Here is a 23,935-nt window from a genome sequence, read left to right as displayed (position 1 = left end):
TTTGTTTGTGGCTATCCAGATATGGTCGTGAACCGGCAGACGATCTATGGTCGACTGTCTCGAACTTATTGGCGATAGTCCTGTTATGACCGTTGATCCGCTTGCCGAGATCGTGGCCCTGCTCCAGCCTTCGGCCAGTTATTCCAAGCTTGTCGAATATGCCGGGCGATGGCGCATCCGCCGCAACATCGAGGGCAAGCCGGTCTTTTTCGCGGTCCTGGAGGGCGCGTGCAGGGTCGTGTCATCCGGTCGACCGCCGATCATCGTGCGGAAGGGGGATTTCGTGCTGTCCCCCTCGACCAACGACCACGTCGTGGAAAGTATCGACGCGCCGCCATACGGAATTGCGATGATGCCGACGAAGATCGGCGAGGGGCGTTTCCGGATCGGAAAGCCCGACGAGCCGGTCAATCTCAGAATGCAGGTCGGACTCTGCAGTTTCGCCTCGCCCGACGCTGTGTTGCTCGTCTCCCTGTTGCCGGCGATGATCGTCGCCAGCGACGAGCCGCGGCTTGCGCTTCTGCTTCAGCTGGTGGCCGATGAAACGCGTCATTCCCGACCAGGACGGGAGGTGGTCCTGGAGCGCCTTCTTGAAGTGCTGCTCATCGAGGCGCTGCGGTGCGGGGCCGATGTCACGTCGATACCGAGCCTCTCTCGGGGGTTGGCGGACGATCGTCTGGTCACTGCCCTGCGCGCCATGCATGCACGCCCCGAGCGGAGCTGGACTGTTGCCGGTCTCGCCGCCGAAGCCGGAATGTCGCGTTCGGCGTTCTTCGCGCGCTTCACGCGCGTCGTCGGGCATCCGCCCATGGAATATCTGCTGGCATGGCGGATGGCGCTGGCCAAGCGTCTGCTGCGTACGCGGGAGTTGACGATCGAGCATATTGCCGCGCAGGTCGGCTATGGTTCCGGCAGCACGTTCAGCACGGCCTTCTCCCGCCACGTCGGCATGTCGCCGATGCGCTACGCCAAGGCCATGCGCATCAGGCACGACCGATATTCAGGATTTCCTTCCTTTGGACCCGGTGGATCATAGAGCGCCGTACGGTATTTTACAGCGATCGCGCCATCGACAGCCTTGTCGAGATCGGCATCCGTTTCCGTCTCGGCGACGAATCATCATTCACGGCTCGACGCTGGTCGCTTTTCCGCAGCCTGTCAGGCGCGCTTCTTATACGACGCTCAAAGCGGTGTGTCGGTGACGCTCTGCGAGTAGACCGGATAGTCGGTGAAACCTTTCTCGCCACCGCCGTAAAGATATTCGGGACGCAACGGATTCAGCGGCCAGCCATTGGAGATGCGCGCCGGCAGGTCGGGGTTGGCGATGAAGGTCCGGCCGAAAGCGATGAGATCGGCCAAGCCAGTTTCGAGAAGGCTGGCTCCACGTTCGGAGGTGTATTTTCCGGCGTAGATAATGCGACCCGAAAAGGCCGCTCGAACCGCCTTTCGAAAGCTCAGCGGTAAATCCGGTGCATTGTCCCAGTCTGCTTCGGCGATTGACACATAAGCGACGTCAGCGTCTTCGAGCACCTTGATCGCGGCGATATATGTCGCGTGCGGATCGTCCTCGACGAGGCCGATATAAACGCGATCCTGATCGGTGCTCTCGAACAGCGGAGTAAAGCGTACGCCGAGCCGGTTCGGCCCCACGGCTTCGGACACAGCCGCGACGATCTCGCGGAGGAAGCGCAGTCGGTTTTCCAGTGAGCCGCCGTATTCGTCTGCACGTTGGTTGGCGCGGGCGGAAATGAACTGGTTCACCAAGTAGCCGTTCGCCGCGTGTATCTCGACGCCGTCGAATCCCGCCGCGATAGCGTTCCGCGCCGCCTGGGCGTATATCTGCACAAGCTCCTTGATTTCGGGAACAGTGAGCGCGCGCGGCGTTGGCGGCCGCACCAACTCACCGACGCCCGGTCCGGTTTCGATGAATGCCTTGACCTTCTGCGGCGCGATGGCTGATGGCGCAATGGGAACCTCGCCATTCGGCTGTAGCGCGTTGTGGGAGACGCGCCCTACATGCCAGAGCTGGGCGAAGATCACGCCGCCTTCGGCGTGGACCGCTTGTGTGACCTTCCGCCACCCCACGATCTGTTCTTCGCTGTAGATGCCTGGCGTCCAGGCGTAGCCCTGGCCCCGCGGTTCGATCTGCGCGCCTTCGGTGACCATGAACCCGGCGCTTGCGCGCTGGCGATAATAGTCCGCCATGAGATCCGTTGCGACGTCACCGGGCTGGGCGGCGCGCTGGCGGGTCAACGGCGGCAGGACAATCCGGTTGGTCAAGGTGTGACAACCCAACTGCGTCGGGGAAAAGTAAACTCTACTATGCATATCTGTTGCTCCGCTGCGTTCCGCGACAGGCATCCTTAAAAGATGCGGTGGATTTCTTCGGGCGTGACAGGGTCGGGGTCGTTCATAAGCAGTTGGGCAAAGCATCTGATGTGTTTTGACCGAAGCAAAGTGCTCCGGGGCCATGAAACGTGAATGATGCCATGTTCATACGCCCCGCTTGCCGTAAGGAGGGGCGGAGTTCCCTATCTCCCGACGCACATTGCTTTAGGGTTATGCTTTCAGTGCGAGTTGTTTGGCGACGCTTGGGCGCTCTTTCATTCGCTCGTACCATGCCAGCAGGGCCGTGCATTCCTCGGGAACGGCCAGCTTCACGAGCGTCGCAAAGATCAGGCCGCCCACAAGAGTAATATCGGCCATCGAGAATTTTTCACCGGCGACAAATGGACGCTCTTGCAAGACGGAATCAAAATAACGCATGCCCCTCAGGGCCTTGTCCCGCTGCCTTAAACCCCATTCGTTATTCTGGTAGAGTTCCACATCCGGCCCTAGACCAGGCGTTGCATGATGGAAATAGACGCTGACCGCATCCATCACCTCCAGTTCTACGCGCTTGCTCATCATGTGGATCTCACCCTTCTCCCGGGGCGTGTTCCCGGTCAAAATCGGGTTTCCATCAAGATTATCCAGATATTCGGTAATGGCCGTACATTCAGCGATGAACGCGCCATCGTCGAGCTCCAGCACCGGCAAGGTGCCGGAGTAGTTCTTTTTCAGGAAGCCCGCCATCTTGTGCTCTCCCTTCCAAAGATCGACCTTTTCGAACGCGATTCTGGACTCCATGCCCTTCTCAGTCAGGGCAATACGAACACGAGCCGGATAAGGCCCGGTGGGCCAGTCATAAATTTTCATCTTTTCTTCCCATGGAAGTCCGCCTGCGCACGTAGCAGGGTGGAAAATCAAAAAAATATGTCGCGCGTCAGAGTATGATTATAGAAATCGTACTACGGCGCCCTTGGCGGAGATGGTATCCACGCGACCGTGGTCGGATTTAACCCGCAACCACCTTCTTGCCTAACATCACGTCATATTTTCCAAACATGACGTCCAGGCGATATAAATGCGCCGGATAGGCAAGCATTTCCGCCAGTTCGGCCGACCTGAGAAAATTTCGTCCCCCGGGTCCGACGTCGTGGGCATTGCGCGCCGCAGTGTCCGGAAACGCCTCGAAAATTCCGAACGTCGTCTCGGAAAAACGGCACCCGAACCACGGACCGGTTCCTGGCTCCTGTTCGACGCCAGCGAGGATGTCCCGCAGGAACTTTTCGACCAGATCGCCTTTCCCAGGCTTGGCTTCAAGGTTGATATAATAGGCTTTCGGGCCTGGAGTATTGTCATACCCGCTCCGAACCCACCCCGGATGCACGTCCAAAGGCGGATTCTGCGCCGAATGTGGGCCTGGTGACTGTTCGTTCGCACTCATCAGAGGATCCTTCGCAGGGTTGGTTTTCGTGATCGGGCGGGCATGGGCAAATGCAGCCATCAATGAACTCATACCGATGGCCGCTCCCGTAGTGTGGATGAAATCGCGTCGCGCGACGTGCGTCCGATCACCGATTTTTCTGGTTTTCATTTCTTACGTCCAAACAGGATTTTCTCGACGACAACGTAGCTCAATCATTTCCCTGTCTGTTTCGGCGGCTGTCACGCCCGAGCCTCATTCGCCCCGAGGGGAGGCGATTGCTTCAGGGGTGCGAGATGCCTACCTGACAGATGGTAGTCATTCATGGCGGCGGACAATTGCTTCGTCAAGCTTTATCTGTCAGATGGTAGGTGAAAGGTGGTAATCCCGTGAACGTCAAAGCCAGTCCGAATGCTCGAGAAACCATTCTCGCCGCCGCAAAGCGCGCAGCCCAGGCCCATGGGTATGGCGGTCTGAATTTTCGCGACATAGCCCAAGAGGTCGGCATCAAGGCGGCCAGCATATATTATCATTTTCCAAGCAAAGCCGACCTGGGCGCAGCCGTCGCGCGCCGCTACTGGGAGGACACGATGAAGGATCTCGACAATCTGACGCAGTCGGACGGCTCTTCGAGCACGCTTCGGCAATACCCGGGTATCTTCCGCAGATCGCTTGAGAACGCCAACAAGCTCTGCCTCTGCAGCTTCATGTCCGCCGAATATGACGACCTTCCCGAGCCGGTGAAGAGGGAAGTCCAGACTTTTGCTGATGTGAACGTCGCATGGCTCAGTAAAGAGCTGATTGCGGCAGGCATTGTTCCTCGCAAGAGAAGCGAGGAGCGCGCTCGCGCCATTTTCGCCGCCGTCGCGGGTGCCCAACTCATGGCGAGAAGCCGATCCGACATTTCCTTGTTCGACGCGCTCATCGAGAGCTATCGGACGGCTGGACTGCTGCCGACGTAGGGGTCCCTCTTGGCTGGACTTTGGCGGTTTTGAGCATTGAGCCGAAGGTGAGCGTCAGATTCCTGTGTTCCGGGGTGGGCGAGACTCTCCTGCCAAGGAATCTGGGATGACCAATGGAGGTAGATGGCGGCAATATCGTCGCGTTCAGCGAGATCGCCGCGTGGCTGGCGCTATTCCGAACAGCGTTCTGATGCTCTCTGGGTGGTGATTGAACCGCCCCTCTGTTTTTGCTGTTCGTCTGAAAGATGGACGCCTGCGTGTGCCCGAATCCACGGAAGACGGTCCGGCGCCGTTCAGACTTGCATCTCTTTTTCCCACCAGCCGCGGGTATTCACGTTCGCAGATTCGGCAAGAGCTTCCAACGCCGCAATGTCGTCACTGGAGAGCACCAGGCTGGTGGCCCGGACCAGACCATCGACGTAACCAGGCCGGGTGACACCGATGATTGGCGTCGTACCCTTGGCGATGGCCCAAGCCGTTGCGACATCGGGAGCTGCTGCATTCTGCTTCTGGCCGATCGAGGCGAGCTTGTCGGTCAGGGCCTTCAGCTGAGGAAGCATGCCATTGTAAACCTGCGCCCGATTGGTGCCTTCCGGTAGCGGATTCTCCGGACTGTACCTGCCGCTGAGGGCGCCCTGCTCGAGCACCATATAGGCGAAAAATGGGATGCCCTGGTTGCGGCAGTAGTTCAGGATCCCCGCGTCCTCCGAGCTACGGTAAAGGAGACTGTAGTGGTTCTGGACGGCTTCGACCCGAAACCCGGCTTCGCCCAGGATCTGGTCGGCGCGTTCGATTTCGCCCAGGTTGTGATTGGAGACGCCGACATGTTTGACCTTCCCGCTCTTCAGCAACGGGATCAAATGAGGCGTCCACCGCATGACATCGGCTGGATTGTGAATCCAGTAGAGGTCGATGTAGTCGGTGTCGAGGCGCGCCAGGCTCTGCTCCAGCATGTCGGCCACCGGATTTTCGCCGGTCCCCGCAGCCTGCGGAGTAAACTTCGTCGAGAGCTGGTAGTCGCTGCGGGCGTAGCGCTTCAGGACCTCCCCGAGGACAGTTTCTGAACGACCCATGCCGTATACCACAGCGGTATCCCACATGGTGAAGCCGGCCGCATGCGCCTTGTCCGCGATCTCTTCCAGACCAGCCCGAGTCAAGAGACTGCCGAAATAGCCGTCGCCAGTCTCGCCGCTGTCTCCCCAAGCCCACGTCCCCAGGGCGATCTTGGGAGTTTTCAGATTATCCATGGTCATGTTTGCTCCATGCTTGTCCAGGGCCAGGTTGCTGTGGCCCATGCGCGGCGGACATTGTGATACGCCGCGGCCCCGAACCGTGAGCCTGATGCGCCGGGATTACTGCCTGATCCTCCAGAAGCCACATCTGGCATTGCCATGCTTTCGCGTTGCCGCCCTTGCGCGTGTGTGCGATGATTCGTCCTATGGATAAACTGGCGGAAATTGCTGCCGTGATGGCCCGGCACGTTTCGAAGGATGGCTTCCATGCTACTGCCATCGAACGTGTGACGCTTGCTCGATCCTCCACGGTGACAATGCCGATGCCGAACGTTTACCGGCCGCAGCTGTGTCTCGTCGCGCAGGGGCAGAAGGAGGTCACGCTGGGCGAGCACGTGTTCCGATATGCGCCGGGCCGTTATGGGGTCGTGACCTACGACCTGCCGGTGACGGGCCAGGTGACCGCCGCGACGCCAGAGAGCCCCTATCTCTGCCTGTTCCTTGACTTCGATCCGGTCATGCTGGGGCAGTTGGCTTTGCGGGTGCCGCCGCAGTCGGGAGCGCCTTCCCAGCCCATAGGTAAAACGGTGTCCGACGCCGGTGCCGGTCTGCTCGACGCGGCGTTGCGCCTATTGCGCCTGCTCGACGATCCGGCAGCGCTGCCCGTGCTCGGGCCGCTTGCCGAGCAGGAAATTCTCTATCACCTGCTCGCCGGCCCGGACGGCGCCAGGATGCGCCATATCACCTCCGGCGAGGGTCGAGTGGCCCAGGTCGGCCGCGCTATCGCCTGGATCAGCAAGAACTTCCGAGATCGGTTCAGCATCGAGCGGCTCGCTGCGGAAGTAGGCATGAGTCCGTCGAGCCTGCACGAGCATTTTCGCGCCGTGACGGCGATGACGCCGCTGCAGTTCCAGAAGCAGCTCAGGCTGCAGGACGCGCGCAGCTTGCTGCTGGTCCAGGACATCGATGTCGCGACTGCCGCTTTGCGCGTGGGTTACGAAAGTCCGTCGCAGTTCAGTCGCGAGTATCGCCGTCACTTTGGGGAACCCCCAGCGCGTGACATAGCCCGCTTGCGCGCTTCGCCGGGCCTGGCGGTGATCGCTTGAGCTCAGCTTATTGGCCACCATCCGGCTACGAGGCGCATTGCGTGGCCGGCAGATAAACCGCCAATTTCAGTCCCAGATCTTCATTGGCCTGGAAGGTCGTGTATTCAAAACAAAGCGGCCCGCTAACAGGGTGATGGAGCCGTTTGGTTCCTGATGATGCCGCTTGGACGGCGTGGTCCTTCCACCAGGGGGCGAACTGCTCACATCCCGCTTGCACGCGTTCAAGCAGTTGTGCGAAGGCTTGATCGTATGACCAGAGGTCATAAGTCGGCCGAAACAAGGCGACGATCCGTTGAGCTTCGCTCGGCCAGCTTTCTCCAAACACGCGGCGCGCGCGGCGATCAGTCAACATGTACAGCAGCAGGTTACGATCTTCCGGAAGCATGGCGCCAAACCCAAAGAGCTGGGCCGCCGCGTCATTCCAGGCCAGGATGTCCCAGCGCCGACCTGTGACATAAGCTGGGTGTGGGAGACTGACGACGAAGTTCCCTATCGTTGATGGCACCTTCTCGCGAGAAAATGCGGGTTGGCCCTTCGCGTCAGCGAGGCGGCGCAGATGGGCATGTTCGACCGCGTTCAGCTTGAGCGCTCTTGCAAGGGCATCGATCGTGGTGAGCGACGGTGCGACAGCACGGCCTTGTTCAAGTTTCACGTACCATTCGGTGCTGATGCCCGCCGCTTCGGCCACTTCCTCGCGGCGCAGGCCCGGGGTCCGGCGGCGGCCTCTCGTCATTCTGCCGGCGCCCGGGTCGAGCCCCTCCCGCCGCGTCCGCAGAAAATCACCCAGTGCGATGTTGGTCGCCGTCACCGCTTTCCTCCAAACTGGTATAGTATCATACTGGTATTCCGTCGGCTCTGGAAGCGGGTGCCGAGGCTCTGCATTGTGCTCCGATACGCGATCGCGCATGCCGGTCCCTTCAATCTCGCAATCGTGCGTCCGTAACCGCATCAGGAGAGCTCATGACTTTGTCAAATCTGAACATCGTAAGAGGCGGCCCGACCGAGGGTGGTACGGTCATTCTCATCCACGCAGTTGGCCTCGACCTTACATATTGGGATCGTCAGATCGAGGCCCTGACAGCGCACTATCACGTTGTCGCGCTGGATCTCCCCGGTCATGGGCGCTCCGCGTGTGCGTCCCATAGCGGCAGCATCGCTGATCTGGCGCATGACGTGGCGATGATGATTGACGATCTTGGCCCGCTGGCAGTGCATGTCGTGGGCCATTCTTTCGGCGGTATGATTGCTCAGGAGCTCGCTATCTCGTATCCGGATCGCGTACGGAGCCTGACGCTCGCCGCCACGGCCGCCAGCTTTTCCGAGGAAGTAAGAGATTACCTGCGAGGCCACGGTACCGCAGTGAGAGCTCAAGGCATGATCGCGGCTCTCCCGTCGCTTCCGCTCTCGCTTGCGGGTAGCACCCTTCAGCGACGCCCCGATCTTCTTGACCGGCTCACCAAAACGACACTCGCGATGGATTCCGACGTCTACGCGGCGGCCTGGAGCGAGATTGCCGATTTCGACGCAGCAGACCGTCTCCGCCGCATCCGATGCCCATCCTTGCTTCTGGTGGGTGACGAAGACCGCAACACACCGCCTGATTCAAACTCTGTCATTGCCCGGGCAATCTCAGGAGCCGCGATGGTCGTGATCCCAGGCGCGTCGCATATGGTCCCAATGGAGGCGGCGGAACGCTTCAACGAGGAACTGCTTCGCTTCCTTCGAACCGTTGAGACCTGAAATGTGTGAAAACAAATTCAGCTGATGCCACGACCACACTCCACACGGCGCTCAGATCCAGGCAGCGATAGATGATTTCCAAGGGGAGGCGGTGGTTGTCCCCGCAGTCCGTGGAGGGGTCCTACTGTGCGCGCCGCCAAGAGCGCACTGGCGATGACGACTGTGGGAGGCACCTTTGGATCCGCCGGAGTCAACCGCCGAGATGGGGGACTGGCCCGGATGAGATCATTGGACCCGGATCATCGCTCGGAGGCAGCCCAGCCCTGAACACTGACATCTGCCAACGCCTGGAATATGGCTGGCGTGCGCTCCAGGCGGGCAATTGTTCGCGCGCCTTCGAGGGCGGCCACCAGTGCGGCTGCCGTTGAGGATGCGCGCTCGGGAGTGACGTGGCACCCCCTGAAATGCTCCACGATAATCTCGGTCGAATCGACAAATCCGCGCGCGACCCGTTTGGTCAGCTCGGCGTCGAGCGCGGGTAACTCATTCGCCAGATTTTGCATGAGACAGCCATACTGGAAATCGGTCGCAACCATTTCGGCTGCGAACGTGCCGAAAATCTGCTGAACAAAATTCAAGGCATCGCCTGTCGTGCTCGCCGAGATATTGCGCAATACAGCAAGTCTGCCGGCAATGTAATGATCGATCGCTTCCTCTGCGAGCTGTGCCTTCCCGCGTGGAAAGTGAAAGTAGAACGATCCTTTCGGCGCACCGCTTTCCTCAAGGATCTGGGCCAATCCAGTCGCGGTGTAGCCTTGGATGCGAAACAGCCTTTCGGCCGTGGCGATCGCGCGAGCGCGTGCGTCAGTCTTACGTGTCATGCCGTGGTCATACCACGTGCCGCTTGACCTTTTCTATGGTGATCGACATAGTATGGCGATCACCATAGAAAAGGGTTCGGCAGTGTCTTTCGATCAGATCAAGCCATTGCCGTCTCGACGCACCGTCCTGGCGATCGGCGCGGCCGGCCTGCTTGCGGCTTCACTTCGACCGCGCGGTGCAAACTCCAGGGGAGGAACTGATTTGACGACATCGACATATGGCGAGGGGGCGCTTCCCCTGGGGGTCCGCTCGCGCATGATCCACGGGGTCAACGGCCTCGACATGCATATTCTCGAGGCCGGTCACGAAAGCCCCGACCGGCCGCTCGCGCTGCTTCTGCACGGCTTTCCGGACTTGGCTTACGGCTGGCGACATTTGATCCCAATCCTGGCTGACGCCGGATATCATGTCGTGGCGCCCGATCAGCGGGGCTTTGGCCGCACCACGGGTTGGGTGAACGACTATGACGCGCCGTTAGCGCCCTTCAGCTTCTTGAATATGGTGCGTGACGCGATCGGACTGGTTTCGGCATTGGGGTATCGCCGCACGGCAATGCTCGTCGGACACGACCTCGGCTCGCCCGTGGCGGCGTATTGTGCTCTGGCCCGACCCGACATGTTTCCCTCGGTGGTGATGATGAGCGCACCGTTCCCCGGTGCACCAGCGTTTCCGTTCGATACCGCAGGGCAGGGAGCGCCCGCGGTTCAACCGAATACCGAACATGGGAAGCTGGCGGCCGCGCTGGCCGCGCTCGATCCGCCGAGAGAATATTATCAGCAATACCTGAGCACGCGGCGTGCAAACGATGACATGTGGCACCCGCCTCAAGGCCTGCACGCATTTCTTCGTGCATTTTTCTATGTCAAGAGCGCCGACTGGCCGGGAAACAGGCCGCATCCGTTGAAGGGACGAACCGCCGAAGAACTTGCGCAGATGCCCACTTATTATGTCATGGATCTCGGCAAGACGATGTCCGAAACGGTGGCTCCATTTGAACCTTCCGCCGCCGAGATTTTGGCCTGCAAATGGCTCACCGAACGGGAACTTGGGGTATACACACAGGAATATAATCGCACCGGGTTTCAAGGTGCTCTGCAGGCTTACCGCGTCCTCTCCGATCCCGATCTAAACGCTGAGTTGCGCTTGTTTTCGGGCAAGACGATCGATGTTCCCTCATTCTTCATCGGTGGAAAGAGCGATTGGGGCACCTATTCGGCGCCCGGCGCGCTCGATCTGATGAGGACGAAGGCGGCGACGAGGATGAGTGGCGTTGAGCTGATCGATGGTGCCGGTCACTGGATCCAACAGGAGCAGCCAGATCGGCTCGGCGCGCTCCTGCTCGCCTTCGCCAAGGAGGCCGTCGGGGCAGATCACGCTGGCGATTATAGACAGGGTGATCGTCAGCCTGGATGACGCGATTATTTCACGTCCTGCCAATCGCAATCGACCGATACGCCTCGCGCCCCCTCTCGGCGCTGAGGCTCTTGAATGGGGATAAAAGACGTATGGAGGGACCTTGCCCCGAACGTGCCCCCAGTTTTGAGATGGGGTGGTTGCCGTCCTCCCTGAACGGCATCGCAGTGTGCCAACGTGGTGGTTGGTGACGCAACCACAGAAGAGAGGACGGCCGATGACGGATATAACGCCGCATCCGTTGCACTCCATCCTGTTCCATGACGTGTTTCATACGCGCGAATGGTGGCGGGTGTTCCGGCGACGGGGGCGCGTGGCCCCATGTCGTGCGATCAGGATGCCTTGCGCAGGGCGGCGCCGGCGGTGCGGTCGAGCCGGAGATAGCCGGGGATCGACAGGATCAGCGGGATGGCGGCGACCAGGAAGGCCCAGTGGAAGTCGGCCTGGGTGAAGGCGTCGGTGGACGGGTGTTCGCCGCGCAGGGTGGCGATCAGGCGCAGGGTGAGGGCGGCGAAGGCGACGCCCATGCCGATGCACATCTGCTGGTTGACGCTGAGGAGCGTGCTGGCGGCACCCTTTTCCTGGCCGCCGATATCGGCGAAGCCCAGCGTGGCCAGCAGCGTGTACTGCATCGAGCGCGTGATGCCGCAGCCCAGCAGCACCAGCAGCAGGATGGTGACCGGGGTGGCGGGCACCATGGTGCTCGCCAGCAGCACGAACAGCGCCCCCAATGCCGCGTTGACGGCGGCCGTGGCGCGGAAGCCGAAGCGCTGGAGGATGCGGGTGGTGAACATCTTCATACCCAGATTGCCCAGCGCGAAGGCCAGCATCAGCGACCCGGCATGGAAGGCGGTGAGGCCGAAGCCGATCTGGAACAGCAGCGGCACCAGATAGGGGATGGCGTCGATCGTCAGGCGCGAGAGCGTGCCGGCCGCCATGGTGACGCTGAAGGTGGGGTGGCGCAACAGCCCGAAATCGAGCAGCGGGTGGGCGCTGGCTGCCGCGTGGCGCAGGGTGGCGATGGCCAGCAGCAGGCCGCCGCCGAACAGCAGGGCGGCCAGGGTGAGGCTGGCCCGGGTGTTGCTGGCCAGCTCCGTGCCCAGCAGGATGGATGTCAGCGCCAGGCCGCCCAGCACGAAGCCGCCCCAGTCCAGCGGGCGGCGTTCGCCGAACTGTTGCGGTACCACGGCGAAGATCACGCCCAGCACCGCCAGGCCCAGCGGCAGGTTGATGAAGAAGATCCAGCGCCAGCTTGTGAAGGTCACGATCATGCCGCCGATCGTCGGCCCGACCACCGGGGCCACCACCGCCGGCCAGGTGATGGTCGAGACCGCCTGGATCATGCGGCTGGTCTCGGTATTGCGCATGACGATGAAGCGCCCGACCGGCACCATCATCGCGCCGCCCAGCCCCTGGAGCACCCGGGCGGCGATGAACATGTTCACGCTGCCGGCGAAGCCGCACAGGATCGAGGCGGCGGTGAAGATGGACACGGCGGTGGCGAAGATGGTGCGCGAGCCGAAACGGTCGGCCATCCAGCCGCTGACGGGGATGAAGACCGCCAGTGTCAGCATGTAGGCCGTCATGCCCAGGCTGAGTTCGTTGGGGCCGACATGGAAGCTGCGCGCCATCGCCGGCAGGGCCGTGGCGATGATGGTGGAGTCGAGATACTCCATGAAGAAGGTGGCGGCGACGATATAGGGCAGGATCGGCATGGCCCGACCATAACGCGCCATGGGCGCGACTTCCATGCCGCAGCGCGCGGCGGGGCGGGTATGGATGTCACGAGTTTATCACATTTCCCGCCGGGGCCGCATGCTATCGACGCGCCGTCCTTGTGCGACTGGATGTGGTCCATTGCTTCCCGAAGAGCGAAATCATTGGCTGGCGACCCATGTTCTTCCGCATGAGGGGGATGTGCGGAGCTGGCTGCGGCGTTTTTCGGGGATCGAGAGCGATGATATCATCCAGCAGGCCTGGGTGGAGCTTGCCGAGGCCGACCATACGTCCATCAGATTTCCGCGTGCATGGTTTTTTGCTGTGGCGCGCAATCTGGTTCTTCAACACTATCGCAAGGCACGGATCGTCTCGTTCGATTCCCTGACCGATTTTTCGGGCGCGGAGATTCCCGACCAGGGGCAGGCGGTCGAACGGTCGGTGACCGCGCGGCAGGAACTGCGTTTTCTCGACCAGGTCGCGCGCGACCTGCCCGACCGGTGCCGGGACGTGTTCGTGTTGCGCCGCTTTTATGGATATTCACAACGCGAATGTGCGCTTCACCTGAATGTTTCGGAGAATGTGGTCGAAAAGCAGCTTGCCAGGGCGCTCAGGATCATCGGCACGGCCTATGCCGGCCGGGATCTTCCGGCGCAGGGCGGCGGGCATGGGCCCGGTGACCTGCGGAAGGGAAAATCCAACCCCTGACGGCATCGCCGCGGACTGGGTGGCGCGGATGGACCGCGCCGCGCTGACCGCCGGGGAGCAGGGGGAGCTGGACCGCTGGCTGGGTGCCGATATCCGCCATCGTGGCGCGATGATCCGGGCGCAGGTGGTGTGGCAGGCGACGGAACGCGCGGCGGCGCTGAGGCCGGGTGCGGGGGCCGGTGCGCCCCAGGCCTCTCGCCCCCCGGAAGCGTCTGCTGGCCTGCACCCCTTGCCGGCGCGGGCGCGGAGCCTGTCGCGCCGGGCGATGGTGGCCTCGGCGGCGGGTCTGGCGCTTGGCGCATGGCCGGCGCCGTCGCGGGAAATGGGGCGCTTCTACAGCGTGCGGGACGCGGCGCCGCGCTCGGTCGAGATTGCGGGCGGGACGGTGCGGCTCGACTGCTTTTCCGGCCTGCTGGTGGGTGGAACGGCTGCGCGGCTGCTGGATGGGCGCTGTGTGCTGTCGAGCCGGCGGGAGGCGCGGCTGGATGCCGGGAGCCTGACATTTCGGTCGGTCGGGCGGGTGCAGGTCTCGATTGCGGGGGACCGGACGACCGGGCTGCTGCTCTCCGGCAGTGCCGTGGCGATCCGGCAGGGGACCGGGGAGCGGTTTACGCTGCGGGCCGGGGATTGCCTGACCATGGGGGCGGGATCGGCGCCCCGGCTGCGCGGCCTGACGGCGGACGAGCTGGCACGGGCCACCAACTGGGAACGCGGCGTGGTGGAATTGCAGGGCGAAACGCTTGGCGACGCCGCCGCGATCTTCAACCGGTACAATGCGAAGAAGCTGATGGTGCATGGCCAGGCGGGCGGGCGCGTGCTGATGGGCTCGTTCGCGCTCGACGATCCCGACACGTTCGCGCGGGTGGCGCGGGGTGTGCTGCATGTCGATTATGTGGCGTCGGCACGGCGGCTGGATATTTTCTGAGAGCCTGACCGAAAATGCGCGCTGGCGGCGATCCAGCGCGCGTTGCCTGTGCTTCGGTGCTCATGGCCATCAAGGCCACTCCGCTCCGATGCTCGGCAACACACGCCGGGCGCGGCCCCCTGGGCCGCTCTCGCTCGCCAGCCCGCATTTTCGGTCAGGCTCTGAGACTGTCTGGAAATGCGTGTTGACGGTGATCCGACGTGCGTTTCCTGCGCTTCGGTACTGACGACCCGCGAGGCCGCTCTCGTTCGTCAGAGCGTATTTCCGGGTGGGTTCTGATCCATCCCGGTTGTCATTTAACTTTCACGAAAACGAGAGACGGAAATTCGGGGCGTGGGGCAACTCACTGGTGTCCTCCATCCACCATGAAAGCCCGGATAGATCCTGTGAAAAGAAAGACCCCGCGTCCTCGACCTGTGTTCGGTGCCGCTTTTTCCCCCTTCCATGTCTTTGGCCTGGCCATGGCCTCCATGGCTACGCTGCCGCTGGTGCTGCCCTGTGCGGCCGTTGCGCAATCATCCGCTGAGAAGGATTTTTCCATCCCGGCGCAGCCTCTGGCGTCTGCCCTGACGCAGTTCAGCCGCCAGTCGGGCGTGCATGTGGCGGTGGATGGGCATGATGTGGAAAATGTCCGCTCCAGCACCGTACAAGGCAGAAGGACGCCGGAGCAGGCGCTCGACGACATGCTCAAGGGCACCGGGATTTCGGTGCGCTCGAAGGCGGATGGGGTGTGGCTGCTGCAGCGCGCCGCGCGGGCCTCGGCCACGCCGGCATCGCTGCGGGAAGGCGAGGCCGTGATCGTGACCGGCCGTGCGTCGACCAGGAAGCAGCGGAAGATCGATGCCAGCTACGCGATCACCACCATCTCGCAGGAAGATCTGCGTGTGCGGGGGACGTCTTCGGTGTCCGAGGCGCTGAAGAATACGCCCGGTTTCTGGGTCGAGGCCTCGGGCGGTGAAGTGGGTGCCAATATCCGGGCGCGCGGGATTCCGGTGGATGGGTATGGATCGGTCCAGCTTGAGGAAGACGGGTTGCCGATCCAGTCCGACCCGGCCCTGGGTTATCTGAACGCCGACGATTCGTTTCGGATCGACGAGACGATGAAGCAGATCCAGGTGGTGCGTGGCGGGCCGAGCTCGATCGTCGCGCAGAATGCGCCGGGCGGGCTGGTCAATTTCCTGTCGCGGCGGGGGACCAGCAAGCTGTCGGGGCTGGCCAAGCAGACGTTCGGCGATGACGGGCTGTACCGCACCGATGCCTGGCTGGGTGGACCGGCCGGCGCCTGGCGCTGGAGCCTGGGCGGGTTCTACCGGGTGGAGAACGGCGTGCGCGACCCCGGTTTCCGCGCCAATTCGGGTGGGCAGATCCGCGCCAATATCAGCCGCGATTTCAGCCATGGCGGCAGCGTCTTCGTCGATTACAAGCACATGGACGACCGGACGGTTTTTTTTCCCGATATTCCTGTGACGTATGACAAGTCGGGCAATATCACGTCGCTTCCCGGTTTCAATGCCAATACCGGCAATTATTCGTCTTCGGCGCTGGAGAATGCGTATCTTCCCGGCCCCGGCGGCAGCACGAAGCATATCGACCTGCAAAGCGGTATTCATATCAACCTCCATCAGGTGACGGCCGGCTTCAAGCATGATCTGGCGGATGGGTGGCATCTGTCCGACACGTTCCGCTATCGCGCGATGAATGCGACCTGGACCGTGCTGTCGCCCAGTGCGGTGATGCAGGCCGGCGCGCGTCTGGCCGGGCTGGCCAGTGCCCGGTCGATGTTCGCCGGCGCCACCGGCTGGCAATTGCGTTACCTGAATGATCCGAGCCAGCAATTCTCCTCGGCGGTGACGGGCAACAATTATGTGACCGATGCCTCGCTGCGCGCGGTGTGGATGAACGAGCATGAGGTCATGAACGACTTCAAGCTGGAGAAATCCTTCTCGTTCCTCGGCCATCATGATGTGGCGATGGGGGCGTTCGTTACGTATTTCAACGAGGATTTCACGCGCTATTCGGCCAACATGCTGCTGGACACCACGTCGCATGCCCAGCGCCTGAACATCGATGCCGTGGATGCGGCGGGCAATGTCGTGGGGTCGATCACCCAGAACGGCTATACCCGCTACGGCACCGAATTTGCCAACGGGCATGGCGACGATACCGACGTTGCGGGCTATGCGACGGATGAATGGGCCATCACGAAGAAGCTGCGGGTGGATGCCGGCGTGCGCTATGAGGCGCAGCGGACCAGCGGCCTGGTCGAGGGCAGTCACAGTGTGGTGGCGGGTTCGGCGCCTTATCTGTCGAACATGCTGTCGGGCAACGGGGTCTATACGCCCTATCATGCCAGTTTCGCCGGGTTTGGCGGCACGATCGGCGTGAATTACCAGCTTCTGCCCAATCTCGGATTCTTTGCCCGCTTCACGCGTGCCTATCGCCTGCCCAGCCTGGCGTCGTTCATCACCAATCCGGTGGCTGTGCCGATCACGCAGAAGATCTTCATGTATGAAGGCGGCGTGAAATATCAGTCGCGCTATGCGGATCTTTTCCTGACCGGGTTCAATACCGACTATCCCAGCTACGGGATCAACAATCTGGTCTTCGACGTGAAGACGGGTTCGTACAACCAGCAGGCGATCACGGCGACCACCCATACGTACGGGCTGGAATTCGAGGGGACGATCCGCCCCAGCCATTATTTCGACGTGGTGTTCTCCGGCACCGCGCAGAATGCACGGTTCGGCAAGATGCGCTATCTGGTGCTGAGCAACGGGTCGCCCAATCTGCTGGATTATACCGGTAACCATCTGCTGCGGACGCCGCCGGTCATGTTCCGCGTGACGCCGCGCCTGCATCTGCTGGACGGCAGGCTGCTGTTGCAGGCCGATATCGAGCATTACGGGCTGCGCTATGCCGATGTGGCCAATACCCAGCGCCTGCCGGCCTATACGGTGATCAACTTTGGTGCGACCTATGCGATCACGCCTTATCTGACCTTCAATCTTTCCGGTCAGAACCTCAACAACTCGCTTGGCCTGACGGAGGGCAATCCGCGTGCGGGCGAGGTGCTGAGTTCGCAGGCGGGGCAGAATGTGTTCCTGGCGCGGCCGATCCTGGGGCGGAATTTCCGCCTGTCGCTGATGGGCCAGTTCTGATGGCCGTCCGGTTCCCCCGTCGCGCCGGGCGCGTGGCGGGGGGGTGTTTGCTGGCGCTGCTGCTGATGCCGGTGGTGGCGCCGGCATCCGGGGCGGCGGAGGGGGTGCGGCTGGACCAGATCCAGGTGATCGGGTCGCATAACAGCTACCATGCCGGGCTGGCGCCCCAGGTCGCGGCGCTGCTGGCGTGGCGGGACCCGAAAGCGGCACAGGGGCTGGATTACGCGCATGCGGATCTGCCGGCGCAGTTCGACCGGGGTATCCGGCAGATCGAACTGGACGTTTATGCGGACAGTGCCGGCGGGCGGTTTGCGCATCCGAAATCGGCGCGCTGGCTGGCGGAGGCGGGGTTGCCGCCCGCCGATACGGGCGATGGGGCCGTCATGCGGCGCCCCGGCTTCAAGGTGATGCATATCCCCGATATCGATCAGCGGGCGACCTGCCAGCCGCTGCTGGCCTGTCTGGGGCAGATACGGGCGTGGTCGCGGGCGCATCCGGGGCATCTGCCGCTGTTCGTGCTGCTGGAGATCGAGCAGGGATCGCGACCGCCGCTGACCGAGCCGGAGCATTTTACCGCGCGGAGCTTCGATGCGCTGGACGGGGAAATCCGTTCCGTCTTCGCGCCGGGGGAATTGCTGACGCCCGATCAGGTGCGGGGTGAGGCGACGAGCCTGCGGGACGCCGTTGCGGCGCGTGGCTGGCCGGGTGTGGATGCCGCGCGGGGGAAAATGGTCTTTCTGCTGGATCAGCGGTCGAATCGCGAATTGTATCTGAAGGATCATCCGGGGCTGCGCGGGCGGGTTGCCTTTACCAATGCGCCGCCCGATGCCGAGGATGCGGCCTTCACCGAGCTGAATGACGGGCCGCCGGAGGCGATTGCGGCACTGGTTCGCCGGCACATGCTGGTGCGTACGCGCGCCGATGCGGATACGCGGGAAGGGCGCAGCGGCGACCCGGCGCGGCGCGATGCGGCGCTGGCCAGCGGTGCCCAGCTTGTCAGCACCGATTACCCGGATTTCGAGCCGGCGCGCTGGACGGGCTATCGCGTGGGGTTCGGGACCGGGCTGGCGGCGCGCTGCAACCCGGTGACCGCGCCGGCATCCTGCCGGGATGCGGCGATCGAGCCGCGTGCGGCCGACGCGCTGCGCCTGCGCCGGCTGGTGCTGGTGGTGCGGCACGGCCTGCGCTCGCCGCTGGCCGATCAGGTGCCGTCGCGCGCGCTGGTCGATCATGCATGGCCGGTGTGGACGGGAACGCCAGGTGACCTGACGCCGGAGGGGGCGGCGCAGATGCGCCTGCTGGGGGCGTGGGAGCGGACCTTGCTGGCGGGCAATGACGTGCCGGGGTTTGCGGCCGACGGGTGCCCGGCGCCCGATGCGCTGCGGCTGCGGGCGAATTCCAGCCGGCGGACGGTGGCGAGCGCCGAGGCGTTTGCCATGGGCCTGGCGCCGGGTTGCCCGGTTGCGGTGCGTCATGAGCCGATCGGGGTGCCGGACCCGATGTTTGCGCCGGTTGAAGCGGATGCGGGCCAGGTGGATTTGCGGGCGCTGCTGCCGCGCCTGCGGGAAGAAGCCGCCGCTGCCGGGTTGCTGGCGGGGCCGCCGCACGAGGGGCTTGCGGTACTGCGGCGGCTGATGGGCTGTCCGGGGCGGGGGGCGCTTTGCGTCGATGACGGGGCGCCGGCGGTGCTGGATGTCGATGCGTCCGGCCGGCATCTGACCCTTTCGGGATCGTTGCTGCCGGCGTCGTCGGCGGCGGAGGCGATCATGCTGGGCTCCTTGTCCGGCCGGCCCGCTGCGACGGTGGCGTGGGGGGCCGTGCGCGATGAGGATTTTGCCGGCCTGTCCGGACTGCATGCGGCGATGCTGCATGTGATCACGGGGTTGCCGGCGCTGGCGCCGGTGCTCAGCCAGAAGCTGCGCCCGGCGATCGCGGCGGGCCTGACCCGTGCCGATGGCCCGGCTGTGGCGGTGTGGCTGGGGCATGACAGCACGATCGTGCCGCTGCTGGCGCAGCTTGGGCTGCATGTGCATGCGCCGGGCTATGCGGCGGATGATGTGCCGGTGGGTAGTGCGCTGGGCTTTGCCCTGCTGACGGATGCGCGGGGCGGGCATCCGGTTGTGCGGGTGCTGTTCCAGTCGCGGACGCCCGGCCGGCAGGGGGCGGGGGATGAGCGCGATCCGCCGGATATGGCCTATCTGGCCGTGCCGGGCTGTGGGGGCGGGGCTGTGTGCCCACTTGCGACCTTTACCCGTCTGCTGGGGGTGTCGTCACCGTGAGACGTCATGCCGTTCTGGCCTCTGTTCTTCTGCTCGTTTACGGATCGGTCGTGGGGCGTGCGGCCTGTGCGGAGGATCTGGTCGATCTGGTGCATCCGCTGATCGGGACCGGCGGCGGCCCGATCGGCTATGGGCGCACCATGCCGGTGGTGACGCCGCCCTTCGGCATGACGGGGTGGGTGGCGCAGACGCGGCAGAGCGGCCACCCCGGCCTGTCCTACTATCACAAGGACCGGTCCATTTCCGGCTTTGTCGGCACCCATCAGGCGGCGTTGTGGATGGGGGATTATGGTGAAGTGGTGATCATGCCCGAGAGCGGCGAGGCCCGGACCCTGCCTGCCGAGCGGGCACTGCCGTTCAGCCATCGGGACGAGGTGGCGCGGCCCGATTATTATCGCGTCGTCATGGGGGCGGGCGGGCAGGCGATCCGGGCCGAGATGACGGCGGCGGCGCATTCGGCGCTGTTCCGCTTCCGCTTTCCCGCCGGGGTGGCGCGGCGGGTGCTGGTCGAGGCGAGCCGCGCGGGCGTGGCGGGCGGTGTGCGGGTGGACGAGGCGAAGGGCGAGATTGCGGGATATGATCCCCGCCGTTCGGATGCCGATCTTGGCCCGCTGACGCTGCCGCGCTTTCGGGGCTATTTCGTCGTTCAGTTCAGCCGCCCGGCGACGATGAGCACCTATCCGGCCACGCCAGCGCCGGATCGGCCGACGGGGGCGTTTGCGACCTTCGATGCGGGGGCGGATGAAGTTGAGGTGCGGGTGGGTACCTCCTTCATCAGCGTGGAGCAGGCGCGGGACAATCTGCGGCGGGAGATTCCGGGGTGGGATTTCGAGACCGTCCGCAGGGCGCTGCATGATGTCTGGCAGGAGAAGCTGGACAGGATCGCGGTCGAGGGGTTGAGCGGGGAGCCGCGGCATATCTTCTATACGGCGCTGTACCATGCGCTGCTCTATCCCCGGTCGCTGTCGGAATATGGGCGTTATTACAGCGCATTCGACGACCGTGTGCATGAGGGCGACAGCTATACCGATTTTGCGACCTGGGATGTGTTCCGGGCCGAATTCAGCCTGCTGACGCTGGTGGCGCCCGAGCGCATCGGCGGGATGATCCAGGCCCTGTTGCAGGATTACCGGCAGGGGGGATGGATGCCGAAATGGCCCAACCCGTCCTATACCAACATCATGATCGGCACCCATGCGGATTCGCTGGTGGCGGAAGCGATCGGCAAGGGGTTTGCGGGCTTCGACCGGGCGCTGGCCTGGGAGGCGGTGCGCAAGGATGCGACGGTGCCGCCCGATGGCGATGTGACGAACGACTGGCGCGACCGCAAGCCGGGCACGCCGTATGAGGCGCGGGGCGGGCTGAGCTATGCGCTGCGGCTGGGCTATGTGCCGGCCGACCGCACGGCGGAGGCGGCGTCCGGCACGCTGGATGATGCCTATGATGATTGGTGTGTGGCGCAGGTGGCCAGGGCGGTCGGCAGGCAGGCGGATTATGAACAGTTCCTGCGCCGGTCGCGCGATTACCGGACCATCTTCAATCCGGCCACGCGGTTCATGCAGGCGCGCAATCTCGACGGGTCGTGGGCGGGGCCGGATGTTGGATGGACCGAGGGCGGGAAATGGGTCTACACGTTCGACGTGCTGCATGATGTCGGCGGGCTGATCGGGCTGATGGGCGGGCGGGATGCCCTGGCCGCGCGGCTGGATCGCTATTTCGACGGCGATTACAATTGGCACAGCAACGAACCGTCGCATCATGTGCCCTATCTTTACGATTTCGTCGGGCAGCCGTGGAAGACGCAGGAGCGGGTGCGCGCGATCATGCGGACGGAATATGCCGACCGCGTGTCCGGGCTGGATGGCGACGATGATTGCGGGCAGATGTCGGCCTGGTATGTGTTTTCGGCCCTGGGATTCTATCCGGTGAATCCGGCGTCCGGCCTCTACATGATCGGTTCGCCCCTGGTCTCTCGCGCGCGTTTGCGGATGGGGGATGGGCGGGTGTTCAGCGTCGTGGCGGACCGTGGAGCGGCGGAGGCTCCTTATATCCAGTCGGCGACCCTGGATGGCGTGCCGCTGGCATCGCCCATGGTGACGTATCGGGACATGGTGGATGGCCGCACCCTGCATTTCGTCATGGGGGCGAAGCCGAGCCGGTGGGGGGCGTCCTGGGTGGCGCCGGGTGCCCGGTGATGAAGAGCGTTCTGATTGTCCTGTTCGTCGCTTGCCTCGGCCTGCCGGCCCTTGGGCGGGAGCCGGCCGGGTTTTCGGGAACATGGCGCCTGGATGAGGGGGAAAGCGATTATCGCGATCTTCAGGAGCCGGAGGCGCGGACGGATACGATCATCGACCGGGGGGAGCGTATCACGGATGTCATCGTCGCGACGGCGCGGGGGCGGGTGCAGCATCTGACGCTCGAACTGCCGACCGATGGCCGCGTTGTGACGCTTCCGGAGCGGACCGTGCTGGGGACCAGCACGCTGCGCACCGTCGCGGCTCGGCGGGAGGGGCCGGTGCTGGTGGTGACGCACGGGGTCAGGACCGGCGATACGGCGCGGGTCGTCGTGACGCGCTGGGCGCTGTCCGCGGACCGGGCGCGGCTGGTCATGACCGTTCTGTCGGAGGATGGGCGGCGTGTGGTGGGGATGCTGGTTTTCGGGCGCGTGATGAAGTCGCGATAGGAGGTTTTTGAAACAGCCTCTGCTGGGTGGCGATCATCATCGCGTGATGATGGAATCTGACCGCCCACAAATCACCTCCGTGGGGATGCGGGAGCGGCAACCAACGGGGGGATGGCGTCGTTCCTTTGTGAGGGCCCGTCTGGACATGCGCGCTGGTGATGATCCGGCGCGCATTTTTCAAACAAGCTTTGGGTTCGTCGGGGCTGGGAGGGGCTGATGGGTATTTGTAACAGGACCGTGTGGTGGATGAAAATATAACGGAAATATAACCATCAATTGATTGTATCTTTTTGTCCATGATAATCAATAATAATCAAAACAGTAACTTATGAGTGGCAAAAAATGTCAATTGATCTGCCGCGTAATCTATTTAGCGGAAATAAAGAAAATACTGATCCTGATATCCTGTTTTCGGTATGTCTTGGGCCCAGGAATGCGAATCATCCCGATCCGTTCAACGAAGAATGGTGGATGGATGCCGCCACCAATGGAAATTTTGAAATCCTGGAGATCCGGCATGCCGGGGTCCTGCGGCTGAGCATGCCGATTTTCCTGTCCAAGAGGATGGGTTTTACGTGTATCGGCATGCCGATCTATACGCGGACCCTGGGGCCGACCTTTTATCTTCCGCCATCGAAGCCCTTCAAGCATGCGCAGAATGTCCGGAACCTGATCGAGGAACTTGTCGGGCGCCTTCCCCGGCATGACAGTATCCGGATCAGGCTTCCGCCCGGTGATGAATCCGCCTTCGGCTTTTCGTTGCAGGATTTCATCTGCGAGGAGCAGTTTACATTTCGTGTTCCATATCCTTCCGATATTCAGGAGATATGGAAAAACTGCGACCAGAAGACAAGAAATGTCATACGGTCGGCGCAGCTTCATGTCTCGGTCGAGTACGGGTATGATTTTTCCGATTTTGTGCGGCTGTCGCTGCTGAACAAGTCGGAGAAGGAAAACAGGAATGACTTCCAGACGATGGAGCGCATCTTCAATGCCGCCACGGCGAGGAATCAGGCTGTCATCGTGACGGCGCGGAACCGGGATGGGAAAAGCGTCGCGGCCGTTATTATCGTCTGGGGGGCGGTCAATGCGTATTTCTGGCAGTCGGCGCGCGATCTGTCCTGCGGGGTCGGTGGGGTGAATGCGATGCTGCTCTGGAAATCCATCGAACTGGCCGACCGGATGGGCCTGACATTCGATTTCGACGGCTATGGATCGGTCAGCAGCGCGAAGTTTCTGGCCGGTTTCGGCCTGTCGCCGCTGGTCCGGACGGAAGTGTCGCGGCAGATCGTTCCGTATAAATTGTTCAAGCTGGCTAATGGAATGATGCTGAAGCGGGCGAAGGCCGGGGCCGAGTTGAGGGCCTGAGCGGAAACGCGCGCGGGCAATCCCCCCGACGCGCGTTTCCCGAGCCCGAGGGTCCCGGTTCGAACAATCCTGTTC

The 23,935-nt window shown here is 62.9% G+C and carries 19 protein-coding genes; 12 read left to right on the top strand and 7 right to left on the bottom strand.

Annotation, left to right across the window (positions count from 1 at the left end; translation table 11 throughout):
* Nucleotides 1-85: 85 nt before the first annotated feature.
* The gene (locus tag HLH29_RS11670; RefSeq protein WP_182967022.1) at nt 86-1,036 is read left to right on the top strand and encodes an AraC family transcriptional regulator; all 951 of its coding nucleotides are present in this window, start codon (nt 86-88) and stop codon (nt 1,034-1,036) included.
* 146 nt (nt 1,037-1,182) lie between these two features.
* Here the strand turns inward: HLH29_RS11670 and HLH29_RS11665 are convergent, their stop codons facing one another.
* The 3 genes from HLH29_RS11665 to HLH29_RS11655 form a co-directional block, all read right to left on the bottom strand.
* Nucleotides 1,183-2,328, bottom strand: coding sequence for an alkene reductase (locus HLH29_RS11665; RefSeq protein WP_182966958.1), 1,146 nt, complete (start codon nt 2,326-2,328; stop codon nt 1,183-1,185).
* A 231-nt stretch (nt 2,329-2,559) separates the two neighbouring features.
* The gene (locus HLH29_RS11660) at nt 2,560-3,198 is read right to left on the bottom strand and encodes a glutathione S-transferase (RefSeq protein ID WP_182966956.1); all 639 of its coding nucleotides are present in this window, start codon (nt 3,196-3,198) and stop codon (nt 2,560-2,562) included.
* Between the two features lie 139 nt (nt 3,199-3,337).
* Entirely contained in the window at nt 3,338-3,919 is a 582-nt protein-coding gene (locus tag HLH29_RS11655) for a putative quinol monooxygenase (RefSeq protein ID WP_220791496.1), read from the bottom strand.
* 218 nt (nt 3,920-4,137) lie between these two features.
* On the opposite strand from HLH29_RS11655, the gene HLH29_RS11650 reads away from it, so the two are divergent.
* Nucleotides 4,138-4,710, top strand: a complete 573-nt coding sequence (locus tag HLH29_RS11650; protein ID WP_182966954.1) for a TetR family transcriptional regulator — start codon at nt 4,138-4,140, stop codon at nt 4,708-4,710.
* A 293-nt stretch (nt 4,711-5,003) separates the two neighbouring features.
* Here the strand turns inward: HLH29_RS11650 and HLH29_RS11645 are convergent, their stop codons facing one another.
* Complete coding sequence (locus tag HLH29_RS11645; RefSeq protein ID WP_182966952.1) at nt 5,004-5,963, bottom strand: aldo/keto reductase; 960 nt, start codon at nt 5,961-5,963, stop codon at nt 5,004-5,006.
* Between the two features lie 185 nt (nt 5,964-6,148).
* On the opposite strand from HLH29_RS11645, the gene HLH29_RS11640 reads away from it, so the two are divergent.
* On the top strand, nt 6,149-7,048 hold the full coding sequence (locus HLH29_RS11640; protein ID WP_182966950.1) for an AraC family transcriptional regulator: 900 nt from the start codon (nt 6,149-6,151) through the stop codon (nt 7,046-7,048).
* Between the two features lie 25 nt (nt 7,049-7,073).
* Here the strand turns inward: HLH29_RS11640 and HLH29_RS11635 are convergent, their stop codons facing one another.
* Nucleotides 7,074-7,856 carry a helix-turn-helix domain-containing protein gene (locus HLH29_RS11635; RefSeq protein WP_338030230.1) on the bottom strand — a complete coding sequence of 261 codons (783 nt, stop codon included), beginning with the start codon at nt 7,854-7,856 and terminating at the stop codon, nt 7,074-7,076.
* 152 nt (nt 7,857-8,008) lie between these two features.
* On the opposite strand from HLH29_RS11635, the gene HLH29_RS11630 reads away from it, so the two are divergent.
* The gene (locus tag HLH29_RS11630; RefSeq protein WP_182966946.1) at nt 8,009-8,788 is read left to right on the top strand and encodes an alpha/beta fold hydrolase; all 780 of its coding nucleotides are present in this window, start codon (nt 8,009-8,011) and stop codon (nt 8,786-8,788) included.
* A 239-nt stretch (nt 8,789-9,027) separates the two neighbouring features.
* Here HLH29_RS11630 and HLH29_RS11625 read toward each other — a convergent pair whose 3' ends face one another.
* Nucleotides 9,028-9,609 carry a TetR/AcrR family transcriptional regulator gene (locus tag HLH29_RS11625; protein ID WP_182966944.1) on the bottom strand — a complete coding sequence of 194 codons (582 nt, stop codon included), beginning with the start codon at nt 9,607-9,609 and terminating at the stop codon, nt 9,028-9,030.
* Between the two features lie 52 nt (nt 9,610-9,661).
* Here HLH29_RS11625 and HLH29_RS11620 point away from each other — a divergent pair, with 52 nt between their 5' ends.
* Nucleotides 9,662-11,023, top strand: coding sequence for an alpha/beta fold hydrolase (locus tag HLH29_RS11620; protein WP_220791495.1), 1,362 nt, complete (start codon nt 9,662-9,664; stop codon nt 11,021-11,023).
* 332 nt (nt 11,024-11,355) lie between these two features.
* On the opposite strand, the gene HLH29_RS11615 is transcribed toward HLH29_RS11620, so the two are convergent.
* Complete coding sequence (locus tag HLH29_RS11615; RefSeq protein WP_246374166.1) at nt 11,356-12,759, bottom strand: MFS transporter; 1,404 nt, start codon at nt 12,757-12,759, stop codon at nt 11,356-11,358.
* A 121-nt stretch (nt 12,760-12,880) separates the two neighbouring features.
* Between HLH29_RS11615 and HLH29_RS11610 the strand changes: the two genes are divergently transcribed.
* The 7 genes from HLH29_RS11610 (at nt 12,881) to HLH29_RS19455 (ending at nt 23,860) form a co-directional block, all read left to right on the top strand.
* A complete protein-coding gene (locus HLH29_RS11610; RefSeq protein WP_182966942.1) occupies nt 12,881-13,447 on the top strand; it encodes an RNA polymerase sigma factor in 567 nt (188 codons plus the stop codon).
* The gene (locus HLH29_RS11605; protein WP_182966940.1) at nt 13,416-14,372 is read left to right on the top strand and encodes a DUF4880 domain-containing protein; all 957 of its coding nucleotides are present in this window, start codon (nt 13,416-13,418) and stop codon (nt 14,370-14,372) included. The genes HLH29_RS11610 and HLH29_RS11605 overlap by 32 nt, the downstream gene beginning before the upstream one ends.
* 470 nt (nt 14,373-14,842) lie before the next feature.
* Entirely contained in the window at nt 14,843-17,530 is a 2,688-nt protein-coding gene (locus tag HLH29_RS11600) for a TonB-dependent receptor domain-containing protein (protein WP_182966938.1), read from the top strand.
* A complete protein-coding gene (locus HLH29_RS11595) occupies nt 17,530-19,809 on the top strand; it encodes a Ca2+-dependent phosphoinositide-specific phospholipase C (RefSeq protein ID WP_182966936.1) in 2,280 nt (759 codons plus the stop codon). The genes HLH29_RS11600 and HLH29_RS11595 overlap by 1 nt, the downstream gene beginning before the upstream one ends.
* Entirely contained in the window at nt 19,806-22,004 is a 2,199-nt protein-coding gene (locus tag HLH29_RS11590) for a GH92 family glycosyl hydrolase (protein WP_220791494.1), read from the top strand. Before HLH29_RS11595 ends, HLH29_RS11590 begins: the two co-directional genes overlap by 4 nt.
* The gene (locus tag HLH29_RS11585; protein ID WP_182966934.1) at nt 22,004-22,492 is read left to right on the top strand and encodes a hypothetical protein; all 489 of its coding nucleotides are present in this window, start codon (nt 22,004-22,006) and stop codon (nt 22,490-22,492) included. Before HLH29_RS11590 ends, HLH29_RS11585 begins: the two co-directional genes overlap by 1 nt.
* A 342-nt stretch (nt 22,493-22,834) precedes the next feature.
* Nucleotides 22,835-23,860 carry a GNAT family N-acetyltransferase gene (locus tag HLH29_RS19455; RefSeq protein ID WP_220791493.1) on the top strand — a complete coding sequence of 342 codons (1,026 nt, stop codon included), beginning with the start codon at nt 22,835-22,837 and terminating at the stop codon, nt 23,858-23,860.
* Nucleotides 23,861-23,935: the final 75 nt, after the last annotated feature.

Source organism: Gluconacetobacter tumulicola, assembly GCF_014174215.1.
Taxonomy (GTDB): domain Bacteria; phylum Pseudomonadota; class Alphaproteobacteria; order Acetobacterales; family Acetobacteraceae; genus Gluconacetobacter; species Gluconacetobacter tumulicola.
Note: the sequence above shows the minus strand (reverse complement) of the source record. Positions and strands in the feature narration are given on the sequence as shown.